The sequence below is a fragment of the Bacillus sp. FSL K6-2865 genome, assembly GCF_040311405.1.
Classification (GTDB): Bacteria; Bacillota; Bacilli; order Bacillales; family Bacillaceae; genus Bacillus; species Bacillus velezensis.
Window position 1 is genome coordinate 2,256,209 of sequence record NZ_CP152036.1, and the last position, 16,827, is coordinate 2,273,035.

20 protein-coding genes and 1 pseudogene are annotated in these 16,827 nt (G+C 39.9%); 10 read left to right on the forward strand and 11 right to left on the reverse strand.

All coding sequences use genetic code 11. From position 1 onward, the window contains the following. Position 1 precedes the first annotated feature (1 nt). The 6 genes and pseudogenes from NYE42_RS10965 to cgeC all read right to left on the reverse strand — a co-directional run bounded on the left by NYE42_RS10965 (position 2) and on the right by cgeC (position 4,843). On the reverse strand, positions 2–1,333 hold the full coding sequence (locus NYE42_RS10965; protein WP_144664645.1) for an aspartate aminotransferase family protein: 1,332 nt from the start codon (positions 1,331–1,333) through the stop codon (positions 2–4). Positions 1,334–1,528: 195 nt separating this feature from the next. Further along, positions 1,529–2,027: pseudogene (locus tag NYE42_RS10970) on the reverse strand (GyrI-like domain-containing protein). Between the two features lie 137 nt (positions 2,028–2,164). After that, positions 2,165–2,311, reverse strand: coding sequence for a YjcZ family sporulation protein (locus NYE42_RS10975; protein WP_014418145.1), 147 nt, complete (start codon positions 2,309–2,311; stop codon positions 2,165–2,167). 78 nt (positions 2,312–2,389) lie between these two features. Then, positions 2,390–3,169, reverse strand: coding sequence for a GNAT family N-acetyltransferase (locus tag NYE42_RS10980; protein ID WP_342496950.1), 780 nt, complete (start codon positions 3,167–3,169; stop codon positions 2,390–2,392). A gap of 38 nt (positions 3,170–3,207) precedes the next feature. Beyond that, on the reverse strand, positions 3,208–4,479 hold the full coding sequence (locus NYE42_RS10985) for a glycosyltransferase family 2 protein (protein ID WP_342496951.1): 1,272 nt from the start codon (positions 4,477–4,479) through the stop codon (positions 3,208–3,210). Between the two features lie 64 nt (positions 4,480–4,543). Further along, on the reverse strand, positions 4,544–4,843 hold the full coding sequence (gene cgeC, locus NYE42_RS10990; protein WP_012117782.1) for a spore maturation protein CgeC: 300 nt from the start codon (positions 4,841–4,843) through the stop codon (positions 4,544–4,546). 210 nt (positions 4,844–5,053) lie between these two features. Between cgeC and NYE42_RS10995 the strand changes: the two genes are divergently transcribed. Beyond that, positions 5,054–5,485: a hypothetical protein gene (locus NYE42_RS10995; protein ID WP_033574682.1), complete on the forward strand. Its 432-nt coding sequence runs from the start codon at positions 5,054–5,056 to the stop codon at positions 5,483–5,485. A 6-nt stretch (positions 5,486–5,491) separates the two neighbouring features. Beyond that, complete coding sequence (locus NYE42_RS11000; protein ID WP_144664641.1) at positions 5,492–6,448, forward strand: DUF3880 domain-containing protein; 957 nt, start codon at positions 5,492–5,494, stop codon at positions 6,446–6,448. Positions 6,449–6,497: 49 nt separating this feature from the next. On the opposite strand, the gene phyC is transcribed toward NYE42_RS11000, so the two are convergent. Beyond that, positions 6,498–7,649 (reverse strand): 3-phytase, encoded by a 1,152-nt coding sequence (gene phyC, locus NYE42_RS11005; RefSeq protein WP_352426460.1) that lies wholly within the window; start codon positions 7,647–7,649, stop codon positions 6,498–6,500. Positions 7,650–7,964: 315 nt separating this feature from the next. Here phyC and NYE42_RS11010 point away from each other — a divergent pair, with 315 nt between their 5' ends. Continuing rightward, positions 7,965–8,390 (forward strand): SDR family NAD(P)-dependent oxidoreductase, encoded by a 426-nt coding sequence (locus NYE42_RS11010; protein ID WP_003153663.1) that lies wholly within the window; start codon positions 7,965–7,967, stop codon positions 8,388–8,390. Positions 8,391–8,423: 33 nt separating this feature from the next. Here NYE42_RS11010 and sprB read toward each other — a convergent pair whose 3' ends face one another. Further along, positions 8,424–8,600 (reverse strand): recombination directionality factor SprB, encoded by a 177-nt coding sequence (sprB, locus tag NYE42_RS11015; RefSeq protein ID WP_007612049.1) that lies wholly within the window; start codon positions 8,598–8,600, stop codon positions 8,424–8,426. A 353-nt stretch (positions 8,601–8,953) separates the two neighbouring features. Then, the gene (locus NYE42_RS11020; RefSeq protein WP_237436502.1) at positions 8,954–9,211 is read right to left on the reverse strand and encodes a DUF3221 domain-containing protein; all 258 of its coding nucleotides are present in this window, start codon (positions 9,209–9,211) and stop codon (positions 8,954–8,956) included. 429 nt (positions 9,212–9,640) lie between these two features. Here NYE42_RS11020 and NYE42_RS11025 point away from each other — a divergent pair, with 429 nt between their 5' ends. From NYE42_RS11025 to NYE42_RS11040, 4 genes are all read left to right on the forward strand, one after another. Further along, positions 9,641–9,874, forward strand: coding sequence for a hypothetical protein (locus tag NYE42_RS11025; RefSeq protein WP_039254812.1), 234 nt, complete (start codon positions 9,641–9,643; stop codon positions 9,872–9,874). Between the two features lie 879 nt (positions 9,875–10,753). Continuing rightward, positions 10,754–11,182: a hypothetical protein gene (locus tag NYE42_RS11030; protein ID WP_144664638.1), complete on the forward strand. Its 429-nt coding sequence runs from the start codon at positions 10,754–10,756 to the stop codon at positions 11,180–11,182. Positions 11,183–11,256: 74 nt separating this feature from the next. Continuing rightward, positions 11,257–11,778 (forward strand): hypothetical protein, encoded by a 522-nt coding sequence (locus NYE42_RS11035; RefSeq protein WP_021493934.1) that lies wholly within the window; start codon positions 11,257–11,259, stop codon positions 11,776–11,778. A gap of 644 nt (positions 11,779–12,422) precedes the next feature. Next, on the forward strand, positions 12,423–12,887 hold the full coding sequence (locus NYE42_RS11040) for a hypothetical protein (RefSeq protein WP_043021832.1): 465 nt from the start codon (positions 12,423–12,425) through the stop codon (positions 12,885–12,887). Positions 12,888–13,406: 519 nt separating this feature from the next. Here NYE42_RS11040 and NYE42_RS11045 read toward each other — a convergent pair. Next, complete coding sequence (locus NYE42_RS11045; RefSeq protein WP_144664637.1) at positions 13,407–13,592, reverse strand: hypothetical protein; 186 nt, start codon at positions 13,590–13,592, stop codon at positions 13,407–13,409. A 341-nt stretch (positions 13,593–13,933) separates the two neighbouring features. Here NYE42_RS11045 and NYE42_RS11050 point away from each other — a divergent pair, with 341 nt between their 5' ends. Continuing rightward, entirely contained in the window at positions 13,934–14,308 is a 375-nt protein-coding gene (locus NYE42_RS11050) for a YoqO family protein (protein ID WP_015240044.1), read from the forward strand. Between the two features lie 235 nt (positions 14,309–14,543). Here NYE42_RS11050 and NYE42_RS11055 read toward each other — a convergent pair whose 3' ends face one another. Further along, positions 14,544–14,996 (reverse strand): hypothetical protein, encoded by a 453-nt coding sequence (locus tag NYE42_RS11055; protein WP_094032089.1) that lies wholly within the window; start codon positions 14,994–14,996, stop codon positions 14,544–14,546. A gap of 378 nt (positions 14,997–15,374) precedes the next feature. Here NYE42_RS11055 and NYE42_RS11060 point away from each other — a divergent pair, with 378 nt between their 5' ends. Then, positions 15,375–16,490, forward strand: coding sequence for a Rap family tetratricopeptide repeat protein (locus NYE42_RS11060; RefSeq protein WP_064115743.1), 1,116 nt, complete (start codon positions 15,375–15,377; stop codon positions 16,488–16,490). Beyond that, complete coding sequence (gene phrK, locus NYE42_RS11065) at positions 16,487–16,609, forward strand: phosphatase RapK inhibitor PhrK (protein ID WP_016936664.1); 123 nt, start codon at positions 16,487–16,489, stop codon at positions 16,607–16,609. The genes NYE42_RS11060 and phrK overlap by 4 nt, the downstream gene beginning before the upstream one ends. The last annotated feature ends 218 nt before the right edge of the window (positions 16,610–16,827 follow it).

Sequence of the window (16,827 nt, forward strand, 5' to 3'; positions counted from 1 at the left end):
CTCAATCCTTCTTCATCATTTTTTCAACTTCTTCTGTAGCCTGGGAAAATAGATCTGACAGCTCATCCAGCTCGGCATATGAAATCGTGAACGGCGGGGCGATGATGACGGCGTCTCCTTCTCCGCTGTCAATACCGGGCTTTGCAGGGTAAATAAGCAGGCCCCGTTTTTTTGCCGCTTTAATGATTTTTTCGGTGAAGGCCTGTTTTTTCGAAAAAACGTCCTTCGTCGTTTTATCCTTAACGAATTCAACCCCGATCAGGAGGCCTTTACCGCGGACATCCCCAATCACCCCGCTGCGCTCTTTGATTTCTTCTAATTTCCGCTTCAGCATTACGCCTTTCTCCTCTGACTGCCGAAGCAGCTCGTGTTTCTTAACATAGCGAAGCACTTCAAGCGCAGCTCTTGCACAGTATGGGTTGGCACTGTACGTATGTCCGCTCATAATGACCCCGGAGCCCCGCTTGATCGTTTCAATGATGTCATCAGACGCAACAGCTGCCGCTATCGGAGCGTAACCGGCGCCTAACCCTTTTCCGAGCACCGCGATATCAGGTGCGATCCCCCAATGCTCAGAAGCAAGCATCCGCCCTGTTCTCCCGAGCCCCGTCATGACTTCATCCGCGATAAACAAAATACCGTGCCGGCGGCAGACCTCCTCAAGCGCTTCATAATAACCTGCCGGCGGAGTGATGGCCGCCCCGGCTGCTCCGACAATCGGTTCTGCGACAAATCCCGCGATAAATGAGGAACCGATCCGCTGAACAGCCGTTTCCAGTTCAGCCGCCGCAGCTTTCACAAATTCCTCTCCCTGCAGCTCTGAACGATACATATTAGGCGCTGAAACGGCAGGAAACCGTTCGAGCAACTGGGTGAAGCGGTATCTCCGTTCGTAGAACCCCGATAATGAAAGCGCTCCCAAAGTAATGCCGTGGTAACTGCCCCATCTTGATAGAAAGACGGATTTTTGGTATTGCCCTTTTTCCTGCCAATATTGAACGGCCATTTTCATCGCTGTTTCGACTGCCTCTGAGCCGCTGTTTACAAAAAATGACCAATTCAGCCCGCCCGGCAGATGATCCGCCAGAAATAAAGCCAGTTCTTCTGCCGGAGTACTGGTGAATTGCGAGCGATACACAAACGAAACAGAGTCAAGCTGCTCTTTTAAAGCTTGTATAATATCCTCCGTGCCGTGGCCGATATTGCAAGTGACCGCCCCCGATGCTCCGTCAAGATACTTGTTCCCCTCCTGATCATACACATATGATCCCTTTCCATGACTGACTGACGGATAATTCCCGTCAAGCTCCGGTTTGATTAAATAGCTCCCCATATCTTTCCACCTCGAAAACCCATTTGCTTCATTGTATGAACAGATGAATAACCGCATTCTTATCCTTCAGAAAGTTTTTTGCAGAAAATACCTTTCTGTAAAACAGGCTGCCGGAGATGTCCCGACAGCCTGAAAAGCGTTCTGGAAATTCTATTCCTATTGTTGATTTTATTCTTTGCTCAGCTCATTATCACATCATTTTTGATCTGAATCAGTATAAGCAGAAGGCGGAAAATTCCCGTCTTCTTTACCGTATTGAATCAATATTTCACACAAATGATGATTCACCTTTTGTAAAGTATACCTTTCGATAATGGGCTGCTCTCTGATTGATAAATTATTTTTTTCGATCTCAGAAAAAACAGTGTTCCAAAATCCACTGACTGCCTCTTTTGTATGATCAAGCAAGAAAACAGCGTACTTCCCTCCGGAAAATGTACCGATCCGGGCTGGTTCAGGCACATGGTCTTGATTGATAACAAGACAAACATCATAGCGGCATTTCTCTTTAGGAGTACGATTCGGATGATCTTGCGGAATTCCTAAAATGACAGAATGACAAAGCAGACCATTCAATTGCGCCCAGTTTTTAAATGACCTCCATCAGTTCTTTGTTTTGCTTTCCGCCATACTCTCCGATGTTTCGGAAATAAGCAATTCTGGATTCAGGTAATTCTTCAATCGTTATGTTCACATTTTCGCCCCCTTCTCCAGAAAGGTAGTATGTATTAAAATGTTTTTCAAGCTGATTTTTCAGCATGGAAATAACAAAAAGCCTGCAGAAAGTGATGTTCTCTGCAGGCTGATTTTCATTATAGGATTTTTTTCAGTCTAACAAATAAAAGCCGCACCGACGATGATTAATAAAATAAACAATACCACGATCAGCACAAAAGTGCTGGTTCCGCCTCCGCAGCCGCCGTGCCCGTAACCATAGCCAAAACTGCCGCAACCGTAGCCATATCCGTATCCGTACATACGCAAATCATCCTTTCTTCTTACGATATACGGCATTGTATGCGGGCCAACTCCCAATTGGTTTATGCGAATGCCCAACTATGTAAGAAAATAATGAAAAATTGTATGCACGCGCCGAAATCTTTTGAAGCCGAGTTTTTCATAAAAGCGGTTTACACCGTCCATCCCGGACGTCACAAGGTATACGGTTTCCATGCCGTTCAGCTTTGCCGCCGCCATCAGCTCATTCATCAATATCGATCCGTAGCCTTTTCGTTGGAATTGATCCAGAATTGCGACTTCTTCTATTTTTGCGGTTTTATCTGCTTTGTTGATGAAAAGCTCTCCGCAGCCGATCGGAATCGTTTGCGAGGCGTCGCTGTAGCACACAACAAGCATGACCGTTCCGTCCTTATACAAAGGATATTTCCGCTCAAGCTTTTGTTCGGCCGCCGCCTCGCCAATGTAAAGGGCGTCATAGATGTTCATAATAGACGACCCGTCGGCGAGGCTCTTTTCCGTCCCCCAAGCAGTGAGCGGGTGTCCCGCCTGCAGGTCCCCATTTTCCAGTTTCCTTGCAAAAAACAGCTCATCTTCCACTACGCAGCCCTGCTTTACGAGATTTTGTTTCAGAAGAAGCGGAAACGCGTGCTCCGGAGCCGCTTTCACATGAATATAATTGGCTTGAAGCAAGCCCGGAACGGACGAAAAAAACGGCAGCAGTTTGTCTAACGGAAATATACGGTGCAGCTGAACAAAGTTATGCGAAAAAATCTGCGGCAAAAAAGGGTCCGTATATACACTGAAATGCTCGAACCTCTGAATGCCGGAAGTAAGCTCTATATACTGCTTCTCGGTTTTATCAAATTGATCGGTCATAAAAGCTCTCCTTTTCCTTACACATCCAACTGCATCTCTCAACCTTTTGTTATATTGAGATTTCTCATAATTTCATCGTACACCGGATAGAACGGCATTCCAATTGGTAATTGTTTAATTTGCTGAAAGGAAATGGGTATCGCCTTCTGATTCGCAAAAAAACGTTTCGCTACGTCATGACTGATCGGATGGAGAACCCCTCTCAAATAAACATAAAATTCCCGTTCAATGCGAAACAGCATTCTCCCGGGCAGATGTTGAATACACCCCGATGTCCCCCGGGTGATCGGCGGACCGTCCGGAAGCGCTTGTATTTCGTCCCGTTCTAAAGCCGGGATGTCATGCCGTTTAAATCGGTAAAAGCGAAATGCGCTATGATCAACCAGTCTTTTCTCCCCGTCTTCTATAAAATAAACATGAAACTGATCCCTGACGAGCTGAAAATTCGGAATACTGACGGAGTTCTCTTCCTCATATTGAAATAAAAACGGATCCGGAATGACGACGGTTCGGCCTTCATATAACGTATGCCAGCGCTCATTTACAGGCTTCCTTTTATTTCGGTCAAGCTGATATACTTTCTGATCCGTCCCCTTTACAAAGGATCCGTCGATCAGGACAGACGGAAGCGATTGATACGTGTTCTGAAATGAGTGGGGTGTTTTATAGGTCGTATCCAACACTTCTTTTATCGGCAGAAATGATGTAAATGTGTTGAGCCTGCTCCAAAAAACAGAGTCTCCGTGATTCCAATGCATAACATCTTCGTCCCAAAAGCTGCCGAACTTCTCTTTCACACGCTCAAGCAATGATCTCCGGTGCATCACTGAACAGTGATCAACGAGAAAAGCGGCCTGATCAAGCACCTCTTCAGCAAAACGATAGAAGTGGAATTGTTCTGTTCCGCGCCCGTTTACATGTATCACCTTCTGGCTGGAATAGACGGCATCAAACTCGCTGTATTGATTAAGCGCTTCCGCCATGCGGCTGAGCCTATCCGGATGAAATACGGTGTCGTCTGTCAAATAAGTGATGTATTCGCCTTTAGCCCGTGAAAGCGCATCATTAATCAAAACGGCATACCGGGTGGACTTCAGCCGTTCGGCAGGATTGATAAAACTGTTGTCATAATATATGCGAGGATCTTTTATATACGTACTGATGACAGCCGAGGTTTCTTCATTTGAATGATCATCCATCACAAACAGCTCCCAATTGCTGTAGGTCTGATGCAAAACACTTTCAATCGCCTGTTTCACAAGATCCGGTTTGTTGTAACTCGTTAAGATAATTGAGATCTTCTTTTCCATCCCATCACCCCTTCTGTAAAACATAAAAAACGGCTCCGAAAGAGACAGAGCCTGATATCCGTTATTAAAAAGCACCCCAGCTGACGATGCTTGAAATCGCGACGTTTGATCTCGTATGATTGAGCGGATTTTGAAAAACGGCCAAATCTGACAGCACTTCTTTGACTATTACGTTTTGCAGTGTGCTGCCGTTAATCAGATTGACGCGTGATACAGGAACCCCAAGCTCTTTTGCCATTACAAGCTGACGCCGCAAATCTGAATGATCTCCGGACGGCTGACGGGATAACAAAAGAAGAAGAAGCAGTACGAGCTGAAATTCCTCCTCAAAACCCCCGTGTTTTACAGTTTCTTCTGAATCCAAAGTATTCCTCTCCTTCATTTTTTAATCTATACAACGTATGTCATACTCTTACAAACCGCATAGGCAAACAAAGCCTGATTCGAAAATTCAGCTGTTTGATTAAATATTGAAAAAAACACAAGCAAAACGGCATTCGACTTATACCAATCTCTTCAATCAGGAATATGAATAAACGTGAGGTTGAAATTGTTAAAGGAGGTGTATGTTCGCATGAGCGAAGATCGTTTGGAGCTTAAAAAGAACTTATTGAAAACTCTTTTAGCCCCTGTATTTGACAACAGCGCTTTATCTAGCGGTACAGATGGAGGAGATAACGTGAAAAACAGCGTAAAAGAATTATTGGAAGCGGCAATTGATGCAAAAGTAGATGAAGCAGCGGTGAAAGACAGTCTCAGCGCACAATCTGTATTGGGAAGCGGTATTTCATTAGCGGCGAGATGGATTTTTGCAAGAATTCAGCCCGGCACTGTCATCAGCATTGTGATGGATTCAGGAGACATGATCGGCCCGGTTCAATTTGTTGCCTTTGACGAAATTCACGGAATCGTTTTTGTTACGCAGGAAAATTCCGTTACACCGGCAGGCTCTGCTACAACATTGCTTGACGTCGACAAAGTTGAAAGTGTCACGTTCACTTCGTAACAGCATATGAACGTTTTATATATCCGTTCAGGATATAAAGGCATATACACGTATTTTGACCGCTGGATCGAGGAAGGCTTTTTACAGTCTTCCGTCCGCTTTTTTTCTGTTTCTGAGTTTGAGGAAGATACCATCCGCAGTATACGGGCATTCAAACCAGACATCAGTCTGATGATGACGGGAGACCGTATTCCGTCTGAATGGCTTCAATGGCTGAAGACAGAACAGATTCCCGTTTATCTATGGATGACGGAAGATCCTTTTTATTTCGATGTGAGCATGACAATCGCCCCTTTCGCCGATGCCGTTTTAACGATAGAACAAAACGCGCTTGATGCTTACCGGCAAATGGGCTTACAGCACGTATATTATGTCCCGATCCCCGTTAATCAGCGGCTTTTTAAGAAACAACCTGCTGAATCTTCTCTTCACACAAATCTGCTTCTGATCGGATACCCGTACCCGAACCGCGTTGAACTGGTGAAAGCAGCGGCGAAGCTTCCGTATACGCTTCGTATTATCGGGAAGGGATGGCGCAGACATCTGCCTAAAAAAATCGCCAGGCAGCAAAATGTGCTCGTAATGGATGAATGGATTGCACCCGAACGTGCCGCATTATATTACAACAGCGCAGACGTGGTCTTAAACCCTCACCGTTCTTATCGGTTTGCGCTCAATCAGAACGGACGCGGCATCGAAAATATCAGTTTAAATACGAGAAGCTTAGACATTGCGGCTTGTCAGGCCTTTCAGCTGACAGACCTTTCTCCCGCGCCCCCGTTTTCATCCTTTGTTTCTTACAGCGGGCTTGCGGATTTTGCGGATAAAATCCATTTTTATATGACAAACCCGGGTGAACGTAAACAAATCGCGGCGCTTAATTATCAAGAGACAGTACCGGCGTACACGTATGACCAGCTTCCGGCTGTGCTTGCGGCTATCCGTTCCAAGACTTTCTCATGAAACGCTCTTCACATCAAAAAGCAGCTTGGATAAGCTGCTTTTTTCATGTTTATTTTCCGCTTCTGTCAGTCAGTTTTCTCGGGTCAACCTGTTTATTGACCTGCGGGTGAAAGCCGATTTTATCAGCGATTCTTTCCCAAGGCACCATTTTAAAATTTTGATTGGCCTTTTGGCCGTGATCTATATTTTCTCCGTCCTGTGCGACAAAAAGGCCGAACGGATATTCAGGTCCCAGCCCGAAACCCAGAACGTCAATTCCGTCTGTATCGCTTGTGCCGTCTGTCTCAGGCCCGTCTGTTATCTGAAAGTCCGCAACATATTTGTTCTGTCCCTGTCTTTCATAAATCGCGTAGCTGCTGTTACCCTGGCTTGATGCAAGCAAATAACCTTTCCCGTCAGCAGCGTAGTAAATCGTCAGTCCTTCAATATCAGGGGTTAAATGCCTGCCGTCGGCACGATCGATCACCGTTCCGTTACTGCCGCCGTCCGGCTCAGCGCTGAACTTCCAGATGGCCTCATCTTCTTCTGCGATATAAAGACTGCCGTATTCATCGTCTGCTGCCATCCCTTCTGTCTGAGAATTCATTTTAAACGCCCTTACCTTTTTGCCGGATATGTATCCATTTTTATCAGCATTTAATTCGTATTGTTCAAATTCGCCTTCTTTCCCTGTCACCATCGCGTAATATTTTCCTGTTTTTTGACTGTGGTACAAGCTGAAACCGTATACTTCATCAATTGCTGATGAAATCGGGCGGTCTGGATCCGTAATGCTTTGTAATGTGCCGTTTTTTCCGTCGATGGCGTAAATCTCAATGGTATTCTTTCCTTCAGACCGATTGGATGCCGCCGCAATATCAACTTTTTTTCCGTTCAACGGAAAATCATAGCGGATATCAACATTGTTCAGCTTCCCGGTAGGATAGGAATGAAGCATCTTTCCCTCTAGGCTGTACACGACTAAGCCTGATTTTTTATTGGTTGTGATCAATTTGCTGTTCTGAGGATTCTTGGGGCCCAGCCAAATCGCAGGATCATCAGCTGCATCACCTGCTGTATCAACCGGCTCCGTTTCCGCCGCCGCATTCACGGTAAAATGATAAGGATCAGACAGCTTATGCTTGGCCTGGGAAGAAACCGCACCGCATGTGAGCATCAATCCGGCTACCGCGGTTAACAAAAGTGTTTTTGAATGATTCATTTTCCTTCCTCCTTTTATGAACGTGCACTTTAATTGTAAAATACATACAGGAAGTTCAGTGTTAAGTTTTTGTGAAGATTGTCCGCATGTGAGAATTTATGAAGAGAAAGAATTGACGTGAGCAAATATTTAAAATGAACATTTAGTACAATGTTTTGTTTGTGATTTCTATTCTATTAATCGGGTAAAGCGATATGAAAGCGCATTAGGTTAATGTTTTTCTCTAATTTTTGATTTATTGGTTTCTTTCATTAACTCGCTGAAATTGTTCAACATATGATGCATGGTAGAGAAACGAGAGTTGGAGGATAAGCCATGCCTAAACAGCAAGCAGTAGAGCTACAACCGTTTTTTCACGATAAAACTGTTCTCGTCACAGGCGGGACAGGATCAATCGGAAGCCAAATAGTAAAACGCCTTTTGCTCTTAACCCCTAAAGAAGTCATTGTGTTCAGCAAAGATGACAGCAAACAATATGTGATGAAACAAAAATACGCGGATGAACAAAGACTGTCATTTGTGCTCGGCGATGTTCGTGACTACAGAAGAGTCAACCAAGTGATGAAAGGTGTTGATATTGTCTTTCACACAGCTGCGCTGAAGCAGGTTCCGACATGTGAGGATAATCCCTTTGAAGCCATTCAAACCAACCTTATCGGCGGACAAAATGTCGCAGAAGCCGCTTTGCTGCAAGAGGTGACGCATGTGATTAATATCAGTACCGATAAAGCCGTTTATTAAGATACTTACTACAAACAAATCAAAAAAAGAAGCTTACTCTGCACTCCTTTCCAAAGCAGCCTCCAATAAATGCTGAGCAAATTGTTTATAAAATTCATCTAAGTCATTACTCGCTTCATCCTGATCTATATAGCGGATACTGTAATTATCTTTATGGACAACCTTTATTGTTTTCTTCTTTAATTCCTCATAACGTTGGTAAGGTTCCAAAACTACACCCCCGCTTTCACAGGAGTATTATATGTATGTAATGGTTCGTCTCTTGACTGTTCTTTCTTTATCAAAGCCTCGCAAGCTTGTTCAAAGGTATGGTTAACTTATCCAGCGTTCAGACCGATCTCTTCGCATATGAATACGGGAATGCTGGTTTTATTCAAGGTGCCCAGTAATTCAAAAATGTGTTCTTGGCATGTGCCTTCTCTGCACTTGAGTCAACAATCGTCAAATAAATCTTGGGGCAGGATTAAGCCACCGCGAATGAGGTAAGGTTTGAAGACATTATTTCTGTTCAATATGCCGCTTCAGTTTTTTCAGCGGTATTCCTAGGAATTACAGAATATGTACTAAATACTTTCAAACTTTGAGATGTTTGTTTTTGGAGGTGAAGATTCATTTAATTTTTTATACCAAATACGAATTTTTTGTCCTTTGCTCAAGTCATCTTTATTGTTAAGTTGACTAAGTCCCAGTAATACTATATCCGATCTATACTTTTCAATAATCTCTTTTTCACTAAGATTTTCATAGTCTTTAACATCAGCTTTTTCATTAGGTATGAGAATTGCTTGATTCTCTCTTTTTAAAATGACATAGCCGACCATAGTTTGCTCAGCCTCCATAAAATGTTTGTTATGTTGATTTTGACACCCTAATGGTATACATAACGAAATGAACAACAGTAAAAACACTCTATACAAAATCAAACCGCCCTTCTTGCGTATTTGTAACAAGAGTAAAACACTGTTTAGGAACTGACAGACTAAAACGCCTCATTTTTAACGGTTTTAAACAACTTCCCCGAAGTCATGGAACACGGCGATATCTTCACCATCATAGAACCGCACAATTACATCACTAAATCCAAATTGACTGATCAACCACATTTTTTCAGACATGTTCAGCTTGTCCTTGAAATGCCGGATTGCTTTATCTTGTTCTTTACTTAAAATGTTTATCATTTAATCATGCTGACTTAATATAATGTTTAAGTGTTTTTATATGGGGGGAATATGTGTAAGGAGGCGGTTTATTTGAAAAACGATCAGAAAATAACACTAAACTCTTCTTTTGCGTTATCCACTCTTATTGTCTTACTTATTGCATTGTACCCGTCCTATTCTTCTTGGTTTGTCACAATATTCTTTTTAGGATTTGCACTAATATACACATTTGAAAAAAAGAGCAAATCTTCAAAACTAATTGCTATTATCTCTTATCCACTATTTATTGTTGCGTTTGTTTACAGCTTAATAAACAGCATGTAATAATCCTCCCACCTAAGGCAGGATTATTTTTTATCACATTGCAGCAACTTTTGGGCCGCCTTTGTCTGTGATGATAAAGCTGTCACTCCCGATTTTTTCTTTCGATCCTTATCTTCATCAATCGTTACAAGGTGTTTTGTCATTAAAGTTGCCCCTGCCATCTTAAATTCCTGCCTATCCTTAAAGTAAACAATTTACATTCACCTAGAATGATCATATTAGCTAATCCAGCTAAATAAGATGACCAACCCCCTGTAGGCAAATTTAAAAGCAAATCCTATGTTTGAACGACAGCGGCAGTTGAGTACTTTTCAAATTTGGTATCCCGTATGTAGTTCCGGCATCCTCCCAATCATCTGCAGTTGTCGAGTAACTTAGGGTCTTAATATTTGAGGCGGTTTTAAGTTAAGTATATTGACTGATTGATTAAAGGTAGATGTTGCTTTCAGTATCATTCCTAGTCTGAGTTAGCTCTTTCGCATTAACTCCTGCCCAAAATCATAAAGCAAACCACTCCAGTAAAATTCCAATCTTGTCAATGGTGTTTCTCAAACCTAATTCCCCCTTTGAGTGTTTTAATGATATTACACTCAGACGTTACCCTGAAAATATCCATAAAACCATATTGTATTTAATTTGTTTTTGTTAAAATTACAGTTTTATTGAATCTTCTCCACGGCATAAAATGGGCATCCCCAATGAGACTTTCGGTTCTTTTTTAAAAAAGTTGTGTCTCGTATAATAACAAAAGTATGTTTTTAAAATTCTTGTTCCTTCTTTTATAACTGAAAATTTTCAGGTAATATATTGATTTTATTACAAATATCCAATATAGTTGTAAATATATTAAATTAATGGTTATTTAAGGATGGTGAAGAAATGAAGAAAAAACTTATTTCATTTATCATGGTGTTCACGTTGGCTGTGCTGACTATATCAGTTGTTTCTCCTGGCTATGCAAGTGCAGCAGAAAGTAAAAAAGCACCTGTAGTTCAAAATAGCGTACAGGCTCCTTTAGCTTCAAATTCTGAAGTACATACACAGGGCATTCCTTTCGCTAAACAAATATTAGTAAAAGCACTTAGGGTTGGCGGTCCCGCTTTAGGAAACCTTATTAAAAAGATCCCATATAAATGGGCTCAAAAAGCTGGTGATGCTTGTTCTAAGTGGGGACACAAAGCGGCGGACGTTATAGATGAACTTACAAATTTCGGAGAAACAGCTGTTACGGTGGCCTTAGTGAAAGCCGGAATTCCATTAGCTGATGCACAGTTAATTGCGAAGGTTGTTGTGTTCTTTTTGGTATAACTATACATTAAAAACAAGAGAGTGAGGCTTACAACCTTCACTCTTTTGTTTTAATTAGGTAAGGAGAGATCACCATGAATCTGCTTGTTATGACGTTATCAATTTATCTTTTATCTCTCATCGTCTTTTTTATTTTTATGTACAGAGGAGAAAAGAAAGAAGCTGCAGAAAAAAACACAAATGAAAAATTTTTATTATCTACAGTAATAGGAGCTTTGGTTTTATCACTCATTCCTACTGCAGTCATAATGGTGATAATCTTATTTGCAACAGGATCAGCAAATGTGCTTGTAAGCTTCTTTGAATTAGAAATAGAATTTAAACAGATTGTTATAACAAGTGTGTGTATGGTTGTTTATTCTTTTACTTTTGATAATATTTTTGTGGCTGTTGGAAGGCATCTCATTGGGGATAACTTCTTCAAGTTTATATTTGCCTCATTGTTTAGGTTTTTATTCATTTATATAGTGGGTATCTTATGTTCAATTGGGAACAGCGACAATTTTAAATTATCATTAGGATTAACTTTATTTTTTCTTTTGTTAGAATGTATTTTCCCTAAAAAGTCTGATCGTGCCCAGAATTTAAAATCTTAAGGACGGGCATTTGGTGAGAACATAATGCATATAAAAAAGGAATAATGTTCAAAAAGATAAAGCAGGCTTAATGTCTGCTTTATTTAATTAAAATCCCTCTTCATACAGTGCTTTCTCTAAGAAATTCAGCTCCTAAAGCTCACACTGAACCTTCATGCTTTATACTTCGTCACCACAATAAAGTAACAAGCAAGTTCCCAGAACTCTCGAATCTTGATATGCTCAATGGTACTGTTGTTTTTGCAGCCCAAGGTGGTGTTCCTGGCTTTGAGACTGTAATGGGACGCTAGCTTACTTTAATCTGCCAAAGAAAAGCATCTTGAAGGAATCGTATTAAAAAAGCCCCCATGAGATTAATAAACATTCTTATAGCTGGCTGAAAGTGATTATAGATTTAAGACTACATGGTAAACCCCGCATACATTCCTTTGAATCTTGGAGAGTATAATCTCTCCGTTACATAACTCCTTAATGCTTAGCCCCTTAAAATGAACTGAAAATTTAGTACATAATACAATAAGTTATCCTTCACCAAATGCTCTTCATATTTTGTGACAGATTCATTCCAGTTTGAATAAACCTATTGACCTCCTAAAATTAAGTGTTATTATTTACTTGAGTTTACAAATAAAGGAGTGTTTAATTTGAAAAAGTTGTTTAGTTTTATTGTTTGCACCATGGTGGCCATTCTTTCTCTGAGCTTTGCCACTGCCGCATCTGCTGAGACCGACAATTCTAGGTTTTCAACTAAGCTTACTAGCTCTGCCGAAGGTGAATTTAAAGCTTTTGGTCTTAACCCTCCTAATTCAAATAGCATTGTAAATCTTACGAAAAACAAATTGACATTCGCTGGACAAGCAACTGGCAATACATTATATTCAAACAGTTATTTTCAAGGAAAATCTTCGATAAGCTATTCAATTACAAACAATATTGGAACTAAACTAACTGTGAAAGTTTGGAATGATTCCGACTGGATTTTTGCTACTGAAACACTAACTGTAAATGCTAACGGTACAGCTACAGGAACAATAAAAAATCTAGATGCCAATGCGCTTTACTATCTATCTTTCTCTGCTCCGAGCGACTTTTCTGGCTATGTTCAATAAAACGTAATTTAAGCTCCATTCGTGGGGCTTTTTGTATTCATTAAAAACTATCGTAAGACAGAAATGGATTATTTGTAAAAATATGATATATTGGTAATACAATCGAAGATTCAAGGCTCCTACACAAAAAACAAGCCAGTGATAGAATCCTTCTTCTTTTATCTAGACTTGTTCAGCTCTCTCCAACATTTCAAAGAAATTGTGCCGCAATTAGTTTGGCATTGTAGTCTTCAACCTCTTTCTTTGTGCTGCCCAATTTATCAAAAGCTACTCGCCAATCACCATTATGAATCTGATAAAAGATTTAATCCTCAAGCCATCAAAACAAACATCTAAAATTAGCCTGTTGCCTGAAGTGCCATCAATTTTGCTAAAGGCAGCTTCTTTATTGTCACCAGCATAATGCACCTCTTTAATTGATTCATTGGTAAAGTACTATTTCCCTGGTTGCTACATAGGTTTCATTTCTTCCTCTTACTCCGTTTAAAATCACGATTTCATCTTCACGTCCTAGTGATCTTAAGTCCTTTCTCTATATATACGCAGAGCGGTATTATGAGTTCGCACAGTATTTAATGAATTGTATTTGATATCAATCACTTCAATATTAATTGACTCTGCTCTTATGAAACCATTTAATAGCCTATCAATTTCAACCCATTCATCATTGCAATATTCATCTTGGAATAACGTTATTTTAATCATTGGCTAACCCTTCCTTTAATGAACTGCTTTCGTTTAACTTACGGAAAACATATTAATCTGCTAACATTAATAGCTCATCGACTTTATCATTGTATTCACCATATTCACCAGAGTCCCATTCAACACCTACAGAACCTCGATTTGTCGTCCACAATATAATTCCCATTTCCTCCTCCTCAAAGACCTTACTTGCTCCCCTTTTTGACAACCGAGCATATTTCAACCCCTTTCTTAAAATAATCACATTTTTAAGTTAACTTTAAACTGCATTATGTTGAGAATATCACCTTTAATTGGTAAGCTGACATCTAAGGTCATACTTATACAAAGCAGGTGATATATTGAACAAAATAATCGGAATGACCGGATTAATTATCTCCTTACTTGTGCAAGGGTTCTCAGCAAGTGATTCATTGACTCATAAGATCGCCATGGCTTGTCTATTTTTGTTCTTATTGGTTTATAATTTTAACCATACTAAGGAGTTCTCTAAAAAGTCTCTGGCGATTATAGGCGCTTCCTTTATTGTGCTAATGCTTGGAATTTATCAATTGCTCTTTTTTACTGGTGATTACTTTGAAAGTCGCGGTTTAAATTTTGGATTTATCCTCTTACTTGAAATTGTTTTAGTTATTGGATTAGTGACTGCTGCGCTGAGTTTAATTAAGCATATTGCAGACCGCTTAAGGAAAACACCTGATGGTAAAGAGCGTTGACTCTTTGCCTTTTTTTAGCTAACCATTTCTTTTTATGCCGTCTTTCTATGTACAAAATCAAACGCAATATCGACTTTTGCCGGCTCTCTTCTGTCAAATGATGAATTGACTCCAGACACATTCCACCTTAATGGACTCTTTTTCATTTTTCACCAGAATTTCTTGATCAATTACCTTTTTGACACTTTACAAAAGATCCAGTCGCATTTCTCTCTTTGATAAGAGCTCTACATTTCTAATAGCAAGATTGAATATTGTTTGTTAATACACTTGGCCCCAACTTTTGTGTCTTAGAATTTGAAAGGCGTACTTGCACTTTAACATTTGTCATTTCAGCCGATATGGAATCAATCCTTCCAGCCCAATTAGGACTCTCTCCCTCGGGAGTCGGATATAGTTTAAATCGCCAACTGATTTCCCCTGTTTTGGCAGCAAATCCTTCATAACCGTCGTAGCTTCCATAAGAAGATGGCTGAGGAAGGTGGACAGCAAGAATACTCATATTCGTTCTTGCAGCACTTGGCGGGTATAACTGCACTTTATAGATTAGTGCCGCACCCTTCGCATTTTTCAGTTTTTGATTTACCGGTTCGAGTACTGCACTACAAGGCATTGGACTTGCTTTCATTTGAGTTGGAGAGGCAATAACAGCAGCCAATAACGGTATAACCAAGATAAATCGTTTCATCTACATTCCCTCACATTTTTTTGTTAATTTCCCTTACTCCCGCCTTGAATATTCATCACTTTTGAATGGTTAGCTTCATTAAAAGGTGAAAAAGGCAGTACTGGAGCTAAAGGAGCTACTTGCGCTGCCGGTAAAGATCGAAAATCAGCATATGAATTAGCCGTTCAACAAGGTTTCTCTGGAACATTAGATGAGTAACTTGCTTCTCTGAAAGCAACAGCAAACTGATCACGTACCCTTCTCTAACAAGGAGGGTATTTTTTTCGTTTTTTCAAATTAGAAAATCCCAAAATCTCTACATCCTTTTACAATTTTTTCAATGACTATGTTATGATTATTCCCAAAGGATTTTTGAAATTTTCAGAAAGAGGGGTTTGGATGAGTAAGATCGCTTCAGAAGTTGTTGCTACTACACTGAATGATTGGTACATTGCTATAAAGAAACAAAAGGTACATGAGTCAATAAAATATTACTCAGAGATTAAAAGCCTGTTCGATGATATGGAAGAGGATCAAGAAGTTCTTGCATATTACAGTTTATTAGAAGAAAGACACAAAATGTTGCTACACTCTTCACGCGGAGAGCCTTTACAAAAGCACACTTATTTCACTGAAGAGAATGAAAATTTCATAAAAAGAACGAACGATAAATTGGAATATAACTTTTATTTATTCGAAGCAATGTACGAGGCATACAACAAAAATTATGATCGAGCAATTAACTTATATGGATTAGCAGAGAAAAAGCTTGCAGAAATTCCGGATGAAATTGAAGCAGCTGAATTCTACTCCAAGGTCTCCTACTTATACACTCTTGTTAAACAAAGCATTGTGGCACAACACTACATCAAGAATGCAATTGCAATATATAAGCGACACCCTGATTATAAATGCAAACTGGCAACTTCAACAATGATTGCTGCTGCAAACTATTCCGATATGAAACGGTTTGAAGAGTCAGAAACATATTATTTAGAAGCAATAGACATTGCACAAGAAACAAAGGATGAATATTTGGAAGCTCAGTTATATCACAACCTTAGTATCGTGTATTCTGATTGGGACAAACCTGATAAGTGCATTAAATCTCTCGAAAAAGCTATTGGAAATGAATCTTGGATGAATTCAAATTATTATATAAATTCTTTATTCATGATGATTAAGGAACTATTTAAAATTGACGAAAAAATGAAAGCCATTAATTTTTACAATAAAGCACAGGAAAGACTCATATTAATGGAGAATAAGATATACGAAGCCAAAATTAGCATCCTATACAACCTATATTGCGGTGAATTAAAAAACAACTTCAATAATTGCATCCGTTATATTGAGTTTTTAAAACAACAAAATGACCTTGAAAGTGTAGATGAATTGTCCTACATAGCTGCAAAAAGGTTTGAATCAATAGGTGCTTTTGAAGAAGCAACAAGCTTTTTCAATGAAAAAATTTGGGCTGAACAGAAAATGAATCAGGTGGAGGGAATCTTATGAAAAAAATTGTGCTTTGCGTATCTATTTTAACTGTAATTTTAAGTGGGGTAGCTTTAACGCAATTGAGTACAGATTCACCATCTAACATCCAGGTAGCTGAAAGGCCAGTCGGAGGTTAAAAATTAATTTAGCCCTACTCATATGAGTGGGCTTTTTATTTTATGATTTGTGATCACCTGTCAAACCTGTTCTATGCAAAGCTGTGCCTCCAGGTGTATATGAAACAGCTCGTAAGATCGCTTTAGATCCGTATTTATTTCTTATCCCATCCATAACAAAATTATGGAAGCATGGGCTGGAAAAGGGGTAAGGAATTATCAGAACAACTGGGGTAAGC

What these genes read in the sequence shown, in the direction of transcription:
- NYE42_RS11010 (WP_003153663.1), top strand. Translation starts at nt 7,965, where the DNA reads ATGCCTAAACAGCAAGCAGTAGAGCTACAACCGTTTTTTCACGATAAA.
- NYE42_RS11045 (WP_144664637.1), bottom strand. Translation starts at nt 13,592, where the DNA reads ATGATTAAAATAACGTTATTCCAAGATGAATATTGCAATGATGAATGG.
- NYE42_RS10995 (WP_033574682.1), top strand. Translation starts at nt 5,054, where the DNA reads ATGAGCGAAGATCGTTTGGAGCTTAAAAAGAACTTATTGAAAACTCTT.
- phrK (WP_016936664.1), top strand. Translation starts at nt 16,487, where the DNA reads ATGAAAAAAATTGTGCTTTGCGTATCTATTTTAACTGTAATTTTAAGT.
- NYE42_RS11020 (WP_237436502.1), bottom strand. Translation starts at nt 9,211, where the DNA reads ATGGTCGGCTATGTCATTTTAAAAAGAGAGAATCAAGCAATTCTCATA.
- phyC (WP_352426460.1), bottom strand. Translation starts at nt 7,649, where the DNA reads ATGAATCATTCAAAAACACTTTTGTTAACCGCGGTAGCCGGATTGATG.
- NYE42_RS10965 (WP_144664645.1), bottom strand. Translation starts at nt 1,333, where the DNA reads ATGGGGAGCTATTTAATCAAACCGGAGCTTGACGGGAATTATCCGTCA.
- NYE42_RS11000 (WP_144664641.1), top strand. Translation starts at nt 5,492, where the DNA reads ATGAACGTTTTATATATCCGTTCAGGATATAAAGGCATATACACGTAT.
- NYE42_RS10985 (WP_342496951.1), bottom strand. Translation starts at nt 4,479, where the DNA reads ATGGAAAAGAAGATCTCAATTATCTTAACGAGTTACAACAAACCGGAT.
- NYE42_RS10975 (WP_014418145.1), bottom strand. Translation starts at nt 2,311, where the DNA reads ATGTACGGATACGGATATGGCTACGGTTGCGGCAGTTTTGGCTATGGT.
- NYE42_RS11055 (WP_094032089.1), bottom strand. Translation starts at nt 14,996, where the DNA reads ATGAAACGATTTATCTTGGTTATACCGTTATTGGCTGCTGTTATTGCC.
- NYE42_RS11035 (WP_021493934.1), top strand. Translation starts at nt 11,257, where the DNA reads ATGAATCTGCTTGTTATGACGTTATCAATTTATCTTTTATCTCTCATC.
- NYE42_RS10980 (WP_342496950.1), bottom strand. Translation starts at nt 3,169, where the DNA reads ATGACCGATCAATTTGATAAAACCGAGAAGCAGTATATAGAGCTTACT.
- NYE42_RS11060 (WP_064115743.1), top strand. Translation starts at nt 15,375, where the DNA reads ATGAGTAAGATCGCTTCAGAAGTTGTTGCTACTACACTGAATGATTGG.
- NYE42_RS11030 (WP_144664638.1), top strand. Translation starts at nt 10,754, where the DNA reads ATGAAGAAAAAACTTATTTCATTTATCATGGTGTTCACGTTGGCTGTG.